The organism is Methylobacterium pseudosasicola (genome assembly GCF_900114535.1).
GTDB classification, from domain to species: domain Bacteria; phylum Pseudomonadota; class Alphaproteobacteria; order Rhizobiales; family Beijerinckiaceae; genus Methylobacterium; species Methylobacterium pseudosasicola.
Genome location: NZ_FOTK01000040.1, coordinates 40,291 through 55,485, shown reverse-complemented (window position 1 = coordinate 55,485; position 15,195 = coordinate 40,291). Strand labels below are relative to the sequence as shown.

General features: G+C 69.0%; 12 protein-coding genes, 1 tRNA gene, 2 pseudogenes and 1 riboswitch. Of the genes and pseudogenes, 8 read left to right on the top strand and 7 right to left on the bottom strand.

The genetic code is table 11. The features are described 5' to 3' along the window. Nucleotides 1-241, bottom strand: a 241-nt coding sequence (locus BM228_RS27060; protein ID WP_139234218.1) for a transposase, incomplete at its 3' end; no start/stop codon positions are given. A gap of 80 nt (nt 242-321) precedes the next feature. Between BM228_RS27060 and BM228_RS34880 the strand changes: the two genes are divergently transcribed. Then, nucleotides 322-738, top strand: a complete 417-nt coding sequence (locus BM228_RS34880) for a hypothetical protein (protein WP_244537323.1) — start codon at nt 322-324, stop codon at nt 736-738. Between the two features lie 691 nt (nt 739-1,429). After that, nucleotides 1,430-6,646, top strand: coding sequence for a S8 family serine peptidase (locus tag BM228_RS27050; protein WP_167367840.1), 5,217 nt, complete (start codon nt 1,430-1,432; stop codon nt 6,644-6,646). 41 nt (nt 6,647-6,687) lie between these two features. Here the strand turns inward: BM228_RS27050 and BM228_RS27045 are convergent. Continuing rightward, a pseudogene (locus tag BM228_RS27045) lies at nt 6,688-7,043 on the bottom strand (helix-turn-helix domain-containing protein); the annotation flags it as partial. Nucleotides 7,044-7,129: 86 nt separating this feature from the next. Between BM228_RS27045 and BM228_RS27040 the strand changes: the two are divergent. Beyond that, nucleotides 7,130-7,360, top strand: a pseudogene (locus BM228_RS27040) (transposase); the annotation flags it as partial. A 409-nt stretch (nt 7,361-7,769) separates the two neighbouring features. Here the strand turns inward: BM228_RS27040 and BM228_RS27035 are convergent. Both BM228_RS27035 and BM228_RS27030 read right to left on the bottom strand, forming a co-directional pair. Continuing rightward, nucleotides 7,770-7,844 (bottom strand) — tRNA-Gly (locus tag BM228_RS27035). A gap of 185 nt (nt 7,845-8,029) precedes the next feature. Beyond that, entirely contained in the window at nt 8,030-8,368 is a 339-nt protein-coding gene (locus BM228_RS27030) for a flagellar protein FlaG (RefSeq protein ID WP_092045469.1), read from the bottom strand. Between the two features lie 368 nt (nt 8,369-8,736). Between BM228_RS27030 and BM228_RS27025 the strand changes: the two genes are divergently transcribed. Continuing rightward, nucleotides 8,737-9,141 carry a TY-Chap domain-containing protein gene (locus tag BM228_RS27025; protein ID WP_092045467.1) on the top strand — a complete coding sequence of 135 codons (405 nt, stop codon included), beginning with the start codon at nt 8,737-8,739 and terminating at the stop codon, nt 9,139-9,141. Between the two features lie 22 nt (nt 9,142-9,163). On the opposite strand, the gene thiC is transcribed toward BM228_RS27025, so the two are convergent. Then, nucleotides 9,164-11,050, bottom strand: a complete 1,887-nt coding sequence (thiC, locus tag BM228_RS27020; RefSeq protein WP_092045465.1) for a phosphomethylpyrimidine synthase ThiC — start codon at nt 11,048-11,050, stop codon at nt 9,164-9,166. A 70-nt stretch (nt 11,051-11,120) separates the two neighbouring features. Further along, a riboswitch (TPP riboswitch) is annotated at nt 11,121-11,226 on the bottom strand. Nucleotides 11,227-11,365: 139 nt separating this feature from the next. On the opposite strand from thiC, the gene BM228_RS27015 reads away from it, so the two are divergent. The 3 genes from BM228_RS27015 to BM228_RS27005 all read left to right on the top strand — a co-directional run bounded on the left by BM228_RS27015 (nt 11,366) and on the right by BM228_RS27005 (nt 13,769). After that, complete coding sequence (locus BM228_RS27015; protein ID WP_092045463.1) at nt 11,366-12,205, top strand: alpha/beta hydrolase; 840 nt, start codon at nt 11,366-11,368, stop codon at nt 12,203-12,205. A gap of 22 nt (nt 12,206-12,227) precedes the next feature. After that, nucleotides 12,228-12,602, top strand: a complete 375-nt coding sequence (locus tag BM228_RS27010) for an HNH endonuclease family protein (RefSeq protein WP_092045461.1) — start codon at nt 12,228-12,230, stop codon at nt 12,600-12,602. A gap of 105 nt (nt 12,603-12,707) precedes the next feature. Further along, entirely contained in the window at nt 12,708-13,769 is a 1,062-nt protein-coding gene (locus BM228_RS27005; RefSeq protein WP_092045459.1) for an acyltransferase family protein, read from the top strand. Nucleotides 13,770-13,779: 10 nt separating this feature from the next. Here BM228_RS27005 and BM228_RS27000 read toward each other — a convergent pair whose 3' ends face one another. Together BM228_RS27000 and BM228_RS26995 are read right to left on the bottom strand one after the other, a co-directional pair. Beyond that, nucleotides 13,780-14,025: a pilus assembly protein PilZ gene (locus tag BM228_RS27000; protein ID WP_092045457.1), complete on the bottom strand. Its 246-nt coding sequence runs from the start codon at nt 14,023-14,025 to the stop codon at nt 13,780-13,782. 107 nt (nt 14,026-14,132) lie between these two features. Then, nucleotides 14,133-14,618 (bottom strand): hypothetical protein, encoded by a 486-nt coding sequence (locus tag BM228_RS26995; protein WP_167367839.1) that lies wholly within the window; start codon nt 14,616-14,618, stop codon nt 14,133-14,135. A 191-nt stretch (nt 14,619-14,809) separates the two neighbouring features. Here BM228_RS26995 and BM228_RS26990 point away from each other — a divergent pair, with 191 nt between their 5' ends. Continuing rightward, nucleotides 14,810-15,184 carry an ATP-dependent helicase gene (locus BM228_RS26990; RefSeq protein WP_092045453.1) on the top strand — a complete coding sequence of 125 codons (375 nt, stop codon included), beginning with the start codon at nt 14,810-14,812 and terminating at the stop codon, nt 15,182-15,184. Nucleotides 15,185-15,195 lie beyond the last annotated feature (11 nt).

Below are 15,195 nucleotides of genomic sequence, written 5' to 3'. Positions count from 1 at the left end.
GGGCCCATACGCCGGCCGCCTGCCAGTCGCGCAGGCGCCGCCAGCAACTCATCCCGCAGCCGCAGCCCATCTCCGCTGGCAGCATCTCCCACGGAACGCCTGAGCGCAGCACGAACAGAATGCCGGTCAACGCAGCTCGGTTCTCGATCGGCCGTCGGACACCTTTTGGACGTGGGCGGGACGGCGGCAGAAGCGGCGCAATCTCGGTCCAGAGATCATCGGGCAGAAGCGGACGAGCCATCACGACCAACGCCCGCCCGCCCAATCCGTGCCCGTTCTGTTAGGCGCTCTTAGCTGTCTGGATGCGAGACCTCCTTACTCGTGGCCGACCACATCGCCGAGCGGCACGTGATCACCGCCTTCGTCGCCGACCCGACCACACAATCGGCGTCCAAACCGTTCGCCCAGACCAGCGCCGTGCATCAGATCTGTCGGCAGCGCGCCTCGGAGTTCCGGTCCTTCGATGTCGAGGCGGCGGGGCTGACGTGTCTGCTGACAGCCGTGTCCCTCCTGAGCGTGGACGAGATGCTGGTGCAGGAGATCCTGCGCTCCGGGCCTCACACCGCGAACGTGTTTCATCGCGGCGACGGCATCCGGATCGTCGGAGCCGTACTCTATGGCAAGCCGGGTGTGGGTCTGCCGACGATCCCGATGCCGCGATCCATGCGCCCCGCTCTGAGCCTGCGGGCGCGCAGACCGATAGAGCAACTCGACTTGTTCGCGCGCACTGAAGTCTGATCAGATCCCCCGGGGATGCGGGCGTCACGATGACAGCCCGGATGCACGTGCACGCCGTTCCGCGTGCCGCCGGGACGGGAATTGATGAAGGTACGGATCAGCAGCCCCCGAAACCCAGGCCCATTTGCGCTTACGGCAAGGGCCGATCCGCTCGCACGGCGCTGCCGCTGCGACTCCTCGCGTTCCCGACCGAGCGGTCCCGTGCGGCCTTTCAGCGGCGGGAGACGTCGTGTTGTTCTGACAAGAGCCAATGCTCCGCCTGCCAGCCGAAGTGTCTTGTAGTGGCATTTTGATCACGCGACGTATGGAACCATCCTCTCCACCGCGCATGGACGCGCTGGCAGTCCATGTCACCTATGCGGAAACAGGCAAGAAGCATACCATTATAGAATGTAACCGATGCCATCAGCGCATCCATCTCAAAGCATTTTTGACACTTATTGTCTCATGAGCACGAATACTTTACACTATTTCTATAATTATTAAACGCAAATTCTTACTTGCGTCCCATATTTTTCGAGATCTAATCTACTTCACTTCATATCGCTTAGCGCCGTTGGGCACGATCACCGATGACTCACTGCGGCGAACAACGGCGTTGTTTCTATTCTTGCGGAAAATCGAGCAGCTGAAAATGCGTAGACTTGCGTACGTCGATAGCAGTGCCTGTGGTGGATTTAATCGTCGGCGGTTGATCGCGACCGCACTGCGCCGCTCGACCCTCGGCCTCGCGGCATTGGGAGCCTCGGTCTCACACCACGCCCTCGCTCAGAGTCTGGCCACCAACGACCCCGCGAGTTGGCGTACGCCGGAGTACCGAGCGGACTGGGGACTGGAAGCGATGCACGCGGCCGATGCCTACGCGGCCGGCTATACCGGCCTAGGCGTCACCGTCGGGGTGGTCGATTCCGGTGTCTACCGCGCCCACCCGGAATTCGCCGATGGACGCGTCAAGCCACTCACGATCACCGGGACATTCGGTTCAGACGGATATTACTACGCGGACTGGGCTGGACGACCGAGCAATCTGTCTCCGCAGCCGAGCTTCTTTAAAATAGGCGATTCTTATGCCGTCCCTGGCATATACAATCCCGTCTTCAATGACCCGCACGGGACGCATGTGACAGGGACGATCGCGGCCTCCCGCGATGGCGTCGGCATGCATGGCGTGGCGTTCAACGCCAACGTCTACGTCACCAACACGCAGGCGACCGACGAGGCGCGCTACGGCGCGAACGCCGATTACGCTTACTTCAAGAATGCCTATGGCAGCCTAGCTGCGGCTGGCGCCCGCGTGATCAACTCCTCCTGGGGCAACCCGCCGTTCGGAGACAATTACAGCAGCCTTCCGAACCTTCGCAGCGCCTATGCGAAATTCGACGGCAAGCTCGGATATATCGATGCGCTCGCCGACGTAGCTAAGCAATATGATATCATTCAGGTCTTTGCTGCAGGAAATACAGGGTTCAGCAACCCAAACATTCGCTCGGATGTCCCCTATTTCAGGCCTGAAATCGAGAAGAACTGGGTTGCCGTTGGCGCAGCAACGAAAGGGGCGAACGGCAGCTTGAATCCTGCCGACCTTGGCCTTGCATACTATTCCAATCGGGCCGGCGCCGCAAAATACTGGTATATCGTTGCGCCCGGCAGCGCCATCAACAGTAGCGTTCCGCCTTATACGCCTGGCGCCCCCTGGAGTACGGGGCAGTGGCACGTCGATCCGAACCAGCAGACTGGTTACGCCTCCGTGGACGGCACGTCGATGGCGGCGCCGCACGCCACGGGCGCGCTCGCGGTGATCATGCAGCGCTACCCGTACATGACCAACGAGCAGGCCCGCGACGTCCTGCTCACAACCGCCTATCATCGCAACGCGGTCGACGGCGTCGCGGACGCCAACCCCAACGCCCCCAACGCCGTCTGGGGCTGGGGCGTCATCGACCTGAACAAGGCCATGAAGGGCCCCGGGCAGTTCCTCGGCCCCGTCGCCGCCAACCTCCCGGCCGGCACCAAGGACACCTGGTCCAACGACATCTCCGAGGACGCGCTGATCCAGCGCAAGCAGGAGAACGACGCCGAGGCCGCGGCCTGGCCGGCCCGCAAGGCCGCCATGGATCCGAAGCTCACGCTCCCCGCCCTGCAGGCCGCCATGCCGGGGACCCTGTCCACCCTCGACGGCGTCGTCCGGGCGTTCCGCAGCTTCGATCTGACGGCCATCCTCGACGCCCTCAAGGCGAACGACGCCAGCCCCGTCGGCAGCAAGGTCGTGGCCGCCTTCGTCGACACGAACAGAATTGGCTGGGCCTGGCCGCTCTCCGATCCGAGCTTGGCTTACGCGCGCGGCAACATCGGCAACCGCCTGGCCCGCTATCTCGCGGGCCTGAGCAGCGCCGACTACACCAAGATCGCCGCCGACATCGCCACAGATTGGCAGACCGAGATCCAGTTCGAAACCACGCGGGTCGCCTCGTTCGGATCGATCCCGACCCGGGGCAGCCTGATCAAGCTCGGCGCTGGCACCCTCACGCTCACCGGCACCAACACCTATTCCGGCGGCACCACCTTCGCCGGCGGCATCCTCTCGGTCGCGCGCGACGCCAGCCTCGGCGCGGCGGCCGCCCCGCTCACCTTCGACGGCGGCATCCTCCAGGTCACCGGCACCGGCTTCACCGCCACGACACGCCCGATCACCTGGGCGAACGGCGGCGGCGGGCTCGACATCGCCGACCCGGCCAATACCTTCACCCTCACCCAGTCGCTCGCCGGATCCGGCGGCCTGGCCAAGCTCGGCGCCGGCACGCTGGCGCTGTCCGGCACCAATACCTATGCCGGACCGACCCTGATCGCGGCCGGCACCCTCCGGGCGATCGGCGGCCAGGCCATCGGCGATCAAAGTGCGGTCCTGGTCGGCGCCGGCGCCACCCTGGCGCTCGCCGACAGCGAGACCGTCGGCTCGCTCGCCGGTCAGGGTCGCGTCGCGCTGGGATCCGCCCGCCTCACCGCCGGCGGCGACAACAGCTCCACCAGCTTCGGCGGCACCCTCGACGGCACCGGCGGCCTGACCAAGGCCGGGGCCGGCACCCTGACGCTCGCCGGCACCAATACCTATACCGGCGGCACCACCATCCAGGCCGGCACCCTCCAGGTCGGCGCAGGCGGTACTACCGGCAGCCTCATCGGCGACGTCGCCAATGCCGGCACCCTGGCGTTCAACCGCGCCGACGACACCACCTTCGCCGGCACCATCTCGGGCACCGGCGACCTGGTCCAGCGCGGCGCCGGCACCCTGACGCTGACCGCCACCCACAGCTTCACCGGGCTGACCACCCTGGCCGCCGGCGGCCTCAACCTCACAGCCTCCGCCAGCCTGGTGTCACCGGTCGTCACCCTGGCCGGCACCACGCTGACCAATGCCGGGACGCTCGCCGGCGGGCTGAGCAACGCCGGCACCACCCTCACCAGCGGCACGATCGCGGGCGGGATCACCAACACCGGCTCGCTCACCGCCACCGGCGGCGCCCTCAACGGCGCGATCCGCAACGCCGGGCAGATCGCCGTCACCGGGCCGGTCTCCTCGGACGCCGGCTTCGCCAACGCCGCCCAGGCCAGCCTGATCGTCTCCGGCCGCTACGATCTCGCCGGCGGCCTGAGCAACGCCGGCACCGTCGCCCTGGTCGACGGCGGCCGGCTGCGCGCCGGCAGCGTCGCCAATGCCGGCCTGCTCACCATCGCGGCGCAGGCCAGCGTGGTCGACGACCTCGTCAACACCGGCCGCCTGGTCAATGCCGGCGCCTACACCGCCGACGGCGTCAACGCCCCGGGCGGCACCCTGATCAACACCGGCACCTTCACCACCGTCTCGGCCCCGCTGGCCAACGCCGGCACCCTGGTCACCACCGGCAGCCTCACCGGCGGCCTGTCCAACACCGGGGCCGTCCAGGCCGCGGGCGTGCTCGCCGGGCCGGTGAGCAACGCCCCGGGCGGGGTGATCGCGCTCATTGGCACCACCACCGGCATCACCCGGCTGAGCAACGACGGCGCGTTCGACCTCGGCGGCACCGCGCTCACCGTCGGCTCGCTCACCGGCACCAGTGCCGGCGCGACGCTGGGCAACGGCCAGCTCACGGTCGGCACCGACGGCAGCTCGACCGACTATGCCGGGCAGATCGTCGACGGCGCCAGCCCGACCAGCCTGACCAAGGTCGGCGCCGGCACCCTGACGCTCTCCGGGTTCAACAGCTTCTCCGGGCCGATCAGCATCCAGGGCGGCGACCTCGCGGTCACCGGCGCCCTGCCCAACGCCGCGCTCACGTTCGGGGCCGGCAGCCGGCTCACCGGCGACGGCTGGTTCGGCAATCTCAGCCTCGGCGCCGGCAGCGTGCTCAGCCCCGGCGCCGCTCCGGGGGCCGGATCGAGCCCCCTCGGCCTGATCCGCGTCGCCGGCAACCTCACCCTGGCCCCGGGCTCGCTCTACCGGGTCGACGCCACCGCCGACGGCCGCTCCGACCTCGTCGCGGTCGGCGGCAGCGCCACGGTGGCGGGCGCCCGGGTCGAGGCGGTGGCCGGCGCCGGCACCTACGCGCCCCGCACCCGCTACACCATCCTGAGTGCCGCCGGCGGGATCCAGGGCCGGTTCGCCGGCGTCACCAGCACCTTCGCGTTCCTGACCCCGTTCCTCGGCTACGAGCCCGGCGCCGTGACCCTGACGCTCGCGCGCAACGACCTCGACTTCGCCGCGGTCGCCCGGAGCCGCAACCAGCACGCCGCCGCCACCGCGGTCCAGGCCGGGGCGGTGGGCTCGACGCTGTACGACGCGGTCGCGACCCTGTCGGCGGCCCAGGCCCGGGCGGCGTTCACGGGGCTCTCCGGCGACGCCCATGCCAGCCTGGCCTCGACCGCCTTCGCCACGGCCGGCCTCACCCGCGAGGCGGTGCTCGACCGGCTGCGCTGGGGCGGCGCTTCCGAGGCGCGCGACTACGGTTCCCTGCCGGCCACCTACACGGCCGACCGGCCCGGGGAGCCCGCGGAACCGGTGGCGATGCCGGCGCGGGTGTTCGACCCGCGGGTCGCGAGCCTGTGGGGCCAGGGGCTGGGCAGCCTCGGCCACGTCCGCGCCGACGGCAATGCCGCCGCCCTGTCGCGCCAGAGCGCCGGCTTCGTCATGGGTGTCGACGCCCGGCTGGACACGCTCGGGATCGGCGGCCTGCGGCTGGGCGTGGCCGGCGGCCATGTCGAGACCAATCTCGCCAGCCCCGGCCAGGTCCAGACCGGGACGCTGGAGAGCACCTTCGGCGGCGTCTACGGCAGCCTGGAGGCGGGGCCTGCGGTTCTGCGGTTCGGAGCGCTGGCGGCCGACGAGCCGGCGCGGCTGCGCCGGGTGGTGGCGTTCCCGGGCCTGACCGACACGCCGACCGCCCGCGCCGGCGGGCGCAGCGTCCAGGGCTTCGGCGAGGCCGGCTACCGGGTGGCGGCGGGGTCCGGGACAGTTCTGGAGCCGTTCGTGGGCGCGGGCGCGGTGGCGCTGGGCCGCGACCGCTTCGCCGAGCAGGGCGGGGCGGCGGCGCTGACCGGGTCGGCCCGCGCCAGCCTGCTGCCGACGGCCACCGCGGGTCTGCGGGCGGAGGCGCAGCTCGATCCGGATGCGGCGCTGCCGGTGTCGGTGCATGCGCTGGCCGGCTACCGGCGCAGCTTCGGCGACGTCGTGCCGAGCGCGGTTCTGGCGTTCCGGGGCACGGGCGCGCGGTTCGTGAGCGCGGGGCTGCCGATCGACCGGGACGCGCTGGTGGCCGAGGCCGGGCTGGCGGTGCTGCTCACCCCGGCGGCCACCTTGGGCGTGTCCTACACCGGCCAGATCGGCGCCCGCGCCCAGGACCACGCCGCCAAGGGCGCCTTCACCGTCAGGTTCTGAACTGACGGCGCTTGGCGGGGAGCGTCAGCTCCCCGCTAATCTCAGCCGCCTACGAGGTGCTCACGAGGTCCGCTCGGGGTCATACCGTATCGATCCTTGAACCGACGAGAAAAATGAGCCTGAGTGGCGAAGCCGCAACCGAAGGCGAGGATGCCGATCGGCTGGTGGGCGCAGCCCGGATCGGCCAAGCGATTGGTCGCGACTTCCAGCCGGCGCTGCCAGATCCAGTCGGAGATGTGCTGGCCGCGCTCGTGGAACAGCTCCTGAAGCGGGCGCAGCGACACGCCGACGGCCCCGGCGAGTTGCGGCGGACGAGGGTCGGGTCGCTGAGATTAGCTTCTACGAACGCCTTGGCGCGCTGGACCACGACAGTACCGTGGAGCAATCTCGGCACCTCCTTGGTCATGACCCCGACCAAGCCAACTGGTCCGCGCTGAGCGCAAGTTTTTCGGGCATCCTGAACCCTGAAGGAGGGTGGATGCCATGCCTCGCAAACGCTTCACGAACGAACAGATCGCCTTCGCCCTGCGGCAGGCGGAGAACGGCGCGACGGTGGATGAGGTCTGCCGGAAGATGGGCGTGTCCGAGCCGACGTTTTACCGTTGGAAGAAGCAGTTCGTCGGCATGGGGGTGCCGGAGATTCGGCGGCTCAAGCAGCTGGAGGACGAGAACAGCAAGCTCAAGCGTTTGGTCGCAGACCTGACGCTGGACCGCTCGAGGCCGTCCCGCGCCCGCCGGAACGAAGGAACCGATCGATAGGGCCGCGAGCCGGCATGCCCGATGACTTGAACGGTGTCCGGGTATAGAATCAGGATCGTCCCACGTCGGATTTGGTGGGGCTGCTCCCGGCGCACGGACTTCGAAGCCGTGTGACCATCGATCCCGATGCCACTCCGTTCCTTCGGCGGTTCCCCTTCCAGGAAACTCCGGTCGGCACTCGATCCATCGGACGCCGATCGTTCGAAGGAACGGAAGGATCGTGCTCGAGTCGCCCTGGACGCGTCCGAATCCAGCACAAACAAGCCAGCGGGCGCGTATCGATGTGTACGAAAGGCCACCGCGAAACGGCGGATTTCGGACTGCCGAATGCGCCTAACTTGCTGCGATTGCCGGTGAAATTAGTTGGAGCGGGCGATCGGGATCGAACCGACGACATTCAGCTTGGGAAGCTGACGTTCTACCACTGAACTACGCCCGCGGACACGGTCGGTGGTGTCGGCTCCGGCGAGGCCTTGGCTTCGCTGGGGCTTCGGCGCCCGTGCACGGAAGCGATCTAGCAGTCCCGTGGCGACGGCGTCAAACGGGGTTTTTGGGTTTCGACAGGATCGCGCGGCCCGCGGCGACGGGCGCACCCGTCCGCGCCGCGGGCGGGTAAGGCGGGCTTCACGCGATCCGGGACAAGTTGCCGGACGACGCGCCGTGCTGGCCGCGGGCGGTGTCGTAGGCCCGGTTGCGCAAGGCTGTCTCGCTCGGGAGCTGCTCGATCACATCGCCGGAATGCGGATCGACCACCTGGAACACGATCGAGCTGGTATCGGGGTCCTGGATGTAGCGCGCCTTGTCGCTGGTCGGGGCGATGTCGAGCTTCACTGCGGGCTCCAGCGGCGCGGTCGCTTCCTGTGCCGGCGTGGTCTCCTGCGTGACGGCCGCCGTGGCGGATGCCGCGAGAGCGTCGAGACCTTGCGGCCCCGGCGTCGTCGCGTTGAGCGGACGGATATCCATGGCTGATCTCCTGCGATCCTGTGATCGGGGGATTCAGCGGATCTGTCGCCTAAGCGTCCGTTAACGGACGCCCCCGGCGCAGGGGATGCTTGCGCTGAAGCCCGAGTCGCGATGAAGATCCCGTTACCGGAACGGCATCATTTTGCGATTCGTTCGGTCTTTGATCCCTCGTGCCGCGCGGGTGGGGCGATCCGTGTCGCTGTTGCGCCACGGGGCACGGCACGCGTCTGGAGGAATCCATGCGCTGGACCCGAATGGCTATGGCGCTTCTGGTTGCGGCGTTTGCCGAGGCACCAGCGGGCAGCGTGCAGGCGCGATCAGGATTATCACCCCGGGAGGCGTTCATCCGGCGGCATCGCTGCGAGGTCGTGGCGCGCCTCGACGCGATCCATCGGCGCGGACCCATCGAAACGTCGCGTGATCGCTTCATCGTCGTGGCGCTGCGCGATCGGCCGATGCACTACGTCCAGTGCATCTTCCAGCCCTTCGATACCGCGATGCTGTGCGAAGCCTCGTCGGGCGCCTACGGGAAACCGGGTTTTCGGCTCCAGGCGCAATCCCAGGCCGCCCTCCGGTCCCTTCAGTATGCGCAAGCCGACGGAGAAGCGAATTTCTCGCGCACCGTCATCCTCGGAGATCCTCCCGATGTCGGCATCGCCGCCGAACTGATGCTCGCGGCGCTCTACGATGCCTACGGGGCCGAGCCGGACTCGGCGATCACGATCACGGCGCCGCGCGGCGGTGACGCCGGATGCGGCACGCCCACGTCCTGAGCGGACGGGGCGTGCCAGCTCCTCACTCGGCGGCGTCGACGTAGAGCTTGCCGCCCTCGGCCAGGAACTCCTGCGACTTCGCTCGCATGCCGGCCTCGGCCTCAGCTTTGGACATCGCGGGCGCGGCGCCCACGACCTCGCCGGCCTCCTCCATCGCCAGAACCTCGGCGCGCAGATCCTGGGTGATCTTCATCGAGCAGAATTTCGGGCCGCACATCGAGCAGAAATGCGCGACCTTGTGGGCATCCTTGGGCAGGGTCTCGTCGTGGTAGCGGCGGGCCGTATCCGGATCGAGCCCCAGATTGAACTGGTCCTCCCACCGGAAGTCGAACCGGGCGCGGCTGAGCGCGTCGTCGCGCAGCTGTGCGGCCGGGTGGCCCTTGGCGAGGTCGGCGGCGTGGGCGGCGATCTTGTAGGTGATCACGCCGGTCTTCACGTCGTCGCGGTCGGGCAGGCCGAGATGCTCCTTCGGGGTGACGTAGCAGAGCATCGCGGTGCCGAACCAGCCGATCATGGCCGCGCCGATGCCCGAGGTGATGTGGTCGTAGCCCGGGGCGATGTCGGTGGTCAGCGGGCCGAGGGTGTAGAACGGCGCCTCGCCGCATTCCCGCAGCTGCTTCTCCATGTTGACCTTGATCTTGTGCATCGGCACGTGGCCGGGGCCCTCGATCATCACCTGGCAGCCCTTGTCCCAGGCGATTTTGGTCAACTCGCCAAGCGTCTCCAACTCGCCGAACTGAGCGGCGTCGTTGGCGTCGGCGATCGAGCCGGGGCGCAGGCCGTCGCCCAGCGAGAACGACACGTCGTAGGCCCGCATGATGTCGCAGATCTCGTCGAAATGCTCATACAGGAACGATTCCCGGTGCCCGGCCAGGCACCAGCGCGCCATGATCGAGCCGCCGCGCGACACGATGCCGGTGACCCGCCGGGCGGTCAGCGGCACGTAGGCCAGCCGCACGCCGGCATGGATGGTGAAGTAGTCGATGCCCTGCTCGGCCTGCTCGATCAGGGTGTCCTTGAACACCTCCCAGTCGAGCTTGAGCGGATCGCCGCCGACCTTCTCCAGCGCCTGGTAGATCGGCACGGTTCCGATCGGCACCGGGCTATTGCGGATGATCCACGAGCGGATGTTGTGGATGTTGCGGCCGGTGGACAGGTCCATGACCGTGTCGGCGCCCCATCGGATCGACCAGACCAGCTTCTCGACTTCTTCCGCCGCGGACGAGGTCACGGCCGAGTTGCCGATATTGGCGTTGATCTTGACCAAAAAGTTGCGGCCGATCGCCATCGGCTCCAGCTCGGTGTGGTTGATGTTGGCCGGGATGATCGCCCGGCCGCGGGCGATCTCGTCGCGCACGAATTCGGGGGTGATGAACGGCGGCACAGAGGCGCCAAAGCTCTCGCCGTCGGCGAGCGTCGCCTCGGCACCGGCCAGCATCGCGTCGCGGCAGGCATTCTCGCGATGGGCGACGTAGATCATCTCCTCGGTGATGATCCCGGCCCGGGCGAACTCGTACTGCGTCACCATCTGGCCCGGGGCCGCCTTGCGGATCGTCCGCTCGGCCGGGCAGGGGGCCACGAGCTTGTCGCCGGCGAAGCCGTTATCCTCGGGCTTGACCGCGCGGGGCTCGACGGCCGTGTAGCCGCGGGCCGCGATCCAGGGCTCGCGCACGCCGGGCAGGCCGGCGGTGAGATCGATGCGCGCGTCGGTCTCGGTATAGGGACCTGACGGATCGTAGACCCGCACCGGCTCCTCTTTCGGATCGGACAGGACGATCTCGCGATAGGGCACGCGGATATCCGACCGGCCGGCCGGGCTCGCATAGACCTTGCGCGATCCGGTGACCGGACCCGTGGTCACGGTCTCGGGGCTGCCTTTCACGTCCTTGGGAAGAACGGGTGCGTTCATGGGGGGCCTCTCCTGGCGTTGGAGCGCTCCGGACCACGCGATGGTTGAGATGAGATCCGGCCGCACGAACGCAGCCGCAGGTTCCCGTCCCTCCGCCGGTATGAGCCGGATCAGGTTCAAGGGTCAGGGCAGCGTGCCCAATCTCAGCCCTCTACAGGGCCCCCCTCGGAACGATTCAAGACTCGGCTCCGCCAAAGAGTTTGTCAATGCTGCGGCGCGGGGCGGGGCTGACAGGATCGAGGGGTCGGTATCGGGCTCGCTTCCTTCGAGGAGCGAAACGCAGCCATAATAAGCTGTCTGCCCATTCGCTAAAAAATGCGCTTCCTGGTTCTGCTGCTGGCCATCGTGGCCCTGGTCTATCTGGCGGCGCTGGTGGTTCTGGCCGTGTTCCAGCGGCGGCTGATCTATCCGGGAGCCGCCTGGGCGGGTGAGCCGGCTCGTGATCGGTTCGCGCCGCCCGGGACCGCGGCGATCACCCTGACCACCGAGGATGGCGAGCGGCTCTTCGCCCTGTGGCGGCCCCCGCGTCTGGGCTGTGGGGTGGTGGTCAGCTTCCACGGCAACGGCTCCCGGCCCGAGCCGCACGCCGCCCGCTTCGCCGCCGATCCCTGGCGGATGGCGGGGTGGGGCGTCCTGGCGCCGGCCTATCGCGGCTATCCCGGCTCGACGGGATCGCCGAGCGAGGACGGGCTGATCCGCGACGGGATGGCGGCGGTGGCTTTCACAATGGCGCGCGCCCCGGGGGCGCCGATCCTGCTGCACGGGCATTCCCTGGGGGGCGCGGTGGCGGTTGCGATGGCCGAGCGCGTGGCATCGGTCGGGCTCTACCTCGAAGCGCCGTTCGATTCGCTCACCCCCACCGTGCGGCTGCATGTCCCGCTGGCCCCGTCCTGGCTCCTGCGCGACACCTACCGCTCGGACCTGCGCATCCGCGGCGGGACCGAGCCGGTCCTGATCATTCAGGGCACTGAAGATCCTGTGGTGCCGGCCAAGCTCGCCCGGGCGCTGGCCGCGGCGGCGGGATCCCGGGCGCGGTTCGCGCTGGTCCCGGGCGATCACGTCTCGATCTTCGGGACCCGGGACCGCGAGGCCGAGGCGGCGTTTCGCGGGCGCGTGGAGCCGGCCTGTCTCGCGGCGGACAGCCCCGTGCCCTGATCGGGATGGAAGGAGGGATCGCTTGGTGGGACGCCGCTCCCGGCGCTGGAACGCCGACGATCCGGATATGCCGGGCGCCGTCCCCCGGGCGGATCCGGTCTGCCCGCTCTGCGGCCGGCCGATCCCGCCGCGCGCCCGCTCCAGCCTCCACCACCTCACCCCGAAGCTGAAGGGCGGGACCCACCAGGGCACGGTGCGCCTGCACCAGATCTGCCATTCGGCGATCCATGCCCGTTACAGCGAGGCCGAAATCGCCAGGCGGCTCGCCGATGTCGAGGCGTTGCGGGCCGATCCGGAGATCGCGCGTTTCCTGGTCTGGATCCGCGGCAAGCCCGACGACTTTTACGCCGCCACCCGCATGACCCGGGATCGCCGGGCGGGCAAGCGCCGGGATTGAGCCGTCCGTTTACCAGGCGCTCAGCAATTCCGCAGGTTCCGCGGCCGGGCAGGCAGCCCCGCTAACCTTGCCGCTGCACACTCGCCTCGGTCGCGGAGTTGCACGATGAGCGGGGCAGGGGACGGCCGGCTGGCCTGGGTCGATGTGGCCAAGGGGATCTGCATCCTCCTGGTGGTGATGATGCATTCCGTCATCGGCACCGGCGCCGCGATGGGCGGGGAGGGGTTCCTCCACCCGGTCGTGGCCTTCGCCAAGCCGTTCCGGATACCGGATTTCTTCCTCCTGTCCGGCCTGTTCCTGGGCCGGGTGATCGACCGGGACTGGCGCCTGTTCGCCGACCGCCGGGTGGTGCATTTCGCGTACTTCTACCTGCTCTGGCTCGTGATCCAGTCGGCCGCTCGCTACGGCAGCATCGTCGGCGATGCCGGGCCCGGGGCTTTCGCCGCCCATCTCGCCCACGCGTTGGTCGAGCCGTATTCCAGCCTGTGGTTCGTCTACCTGCTGGCGGTCTTCTCGGTAGTGACCAAGGCCCTGCGGCGGTGTCCGGGGGCGCTGCTGCTCGGTGGCGCCGCCCTGCTGCAGATCGCCGACATCCGCAGCGACGCGACCCTGATCGAGGAGTTTTGCGGCCGCTACGTCTACTTCGTGGCGGGCTACCTGTTCGCGGGCCGGATCTTCGCCCTGGCCGACGCGGCGCGCCGGCATGTCGGGCTCGCGCTCGGCGGCCTCGCCGCCTGGGCGCTCATCGAGGGGTGGCTCGCCCTGACACCCACCGGCAATCCGGTCTATCCGACACTTGCCAGCCTTCCGCTGGTCAGCCTCGCCCTCGGGGCGGCCGGTGCTCTGGCGATCGTGGTCGCGGCGGCTTTGATCGAACGGTCGGGCGGCGTCGTGGCCGAGACCCTGCGGAGCTGCGGCCGGCGCTCGATCGTGATCTATCTCGCTTTCGCGCTGCCGATGGCGGCGACCCGTGAAATCCTGGTCCGCACCGGCCTCGTCACGGATATCGGCCTCGCCGGCCTGATCGTGATGGTTGCCGCCCTGCTGCTGCCACTGGTTCTGGACCGGATGGTGCGGGACACACCGCTCAAGCTGCTGTTCCTGCGCCCGACGCTGTTCAGGCTGGCGGCCGGGCCGCGCCCGCGCTCCACCCTGGCGACGACGTGAGCGACCGGCGTCAGCCCTCGAAGGCGACGCCGATCCGGCGGCTCTTGCGCCACGCCACCGCGGCTTTGCGCGGATCGGCCCCATCCGTGAGGCGGATCGGGAAGCGGTCCGGCACCGCCTGATCGTTCTCGACCTCGATCTGGGCGCCCGTCTCGGTCGCGTCCCAGACCAGGCAGCCGACTTCACCGCAGGCGAGCAGCAGCGTGCCGAACGTGAAGGCATTCTTGCGGAATGCCCCGCGGCGATCCTCCGTCATCGCAATCTCCACCCGGCCCGCGAAGCCATGGCTCGCAGACCGGACGATGCCGGAGGACGGTTAACAGCCCGGATATGGCGGAGCGACTGTTTTGGGTCGCAAAACGATCAATACTCGTCCCGGTCGTCCCGGTAGCTGCGCCGCCGAGGGGCGTCGTAATCGTCGTCATAGGAGCGGCGCGGCCGTGGGCGGTCGTAGTCGCGATCGTAGCGGTCGTCGTCGCGCCGCCGGTACGCGTCGCGGCGGCGGTCGTCGTAATCGTCATCGCGGTCGCGGGGGGCGACGCCGCCGCCGCCGCGGGTCTCGCTCAGGCGCGGCGCGTACCAGCAGCTCTTCGGCTGGCCCGGGGCGGGATCGCCGAAGGTCTGGCTGTTGCACGGGACCATCCCGCCCTGTGGGAACGGCCGGCCGTTGGTCTTGCCCGGCACGCCGTAATAGACGTTGGTCGGGTAGGGCATCCGGCAGACCCCGCCATCCTGGGCGCAGGCGACCAGATTCACCGTGTCGAGCTGCTCGATCCGCGCCGAGGCCGGTCCCGCCAGCACCGAACCGAGCATGAGGCCCCCCAGGGCCACGGCAATCCTGCAACGCACGTCGTCGATCCCTTTTTCACCGATGAGCGCGGCCTCGATATCGCGGCCCGGTGGCTTCCGGCTAGAGCCCGGCACCGGTATGGCGAACCCATGACGGTCCGCACGCGGTCGCAGGCCGGGGCCGAAGCTTTTTGTGACAGGGATCGGGCGCGCGCCGGGTTGTCCACCGGGCGGCGTGCCGGGAGGACACCATGCGGGATGCGTCGGCGCAGGAGCTCATGATCCTCAGCGCGCTGCAAGAATGCCGGCTCCAGCTGGAATCCGCGCGGCAAGACGAGGCGACCCGCGCCGCCGTGCGCCTTGAGCTCGACGCCGCCCTGCAACGCGAGGCAACGCTGAAGGCCGCGATCGTGGAGGAGCGCGAGCGCACCGAGGCGGTGCGGACGGTCCTGCTGGCGCTCACCGCCAGCATCGGCCGGTTCGGCCTGCGCCGGCGCCTGTTCAAGGCGCGCATCGCCCGGCTCGGCCGCGAGACCCCGGATTCCGGCCCGCAATCGGTCCGGCATCCGGTGCTGCTCGCCGAGGCGCGGCGGGTGCTGGGCCAGGATTCGACAGCGGCTGGCTGAAGGCCGATCCT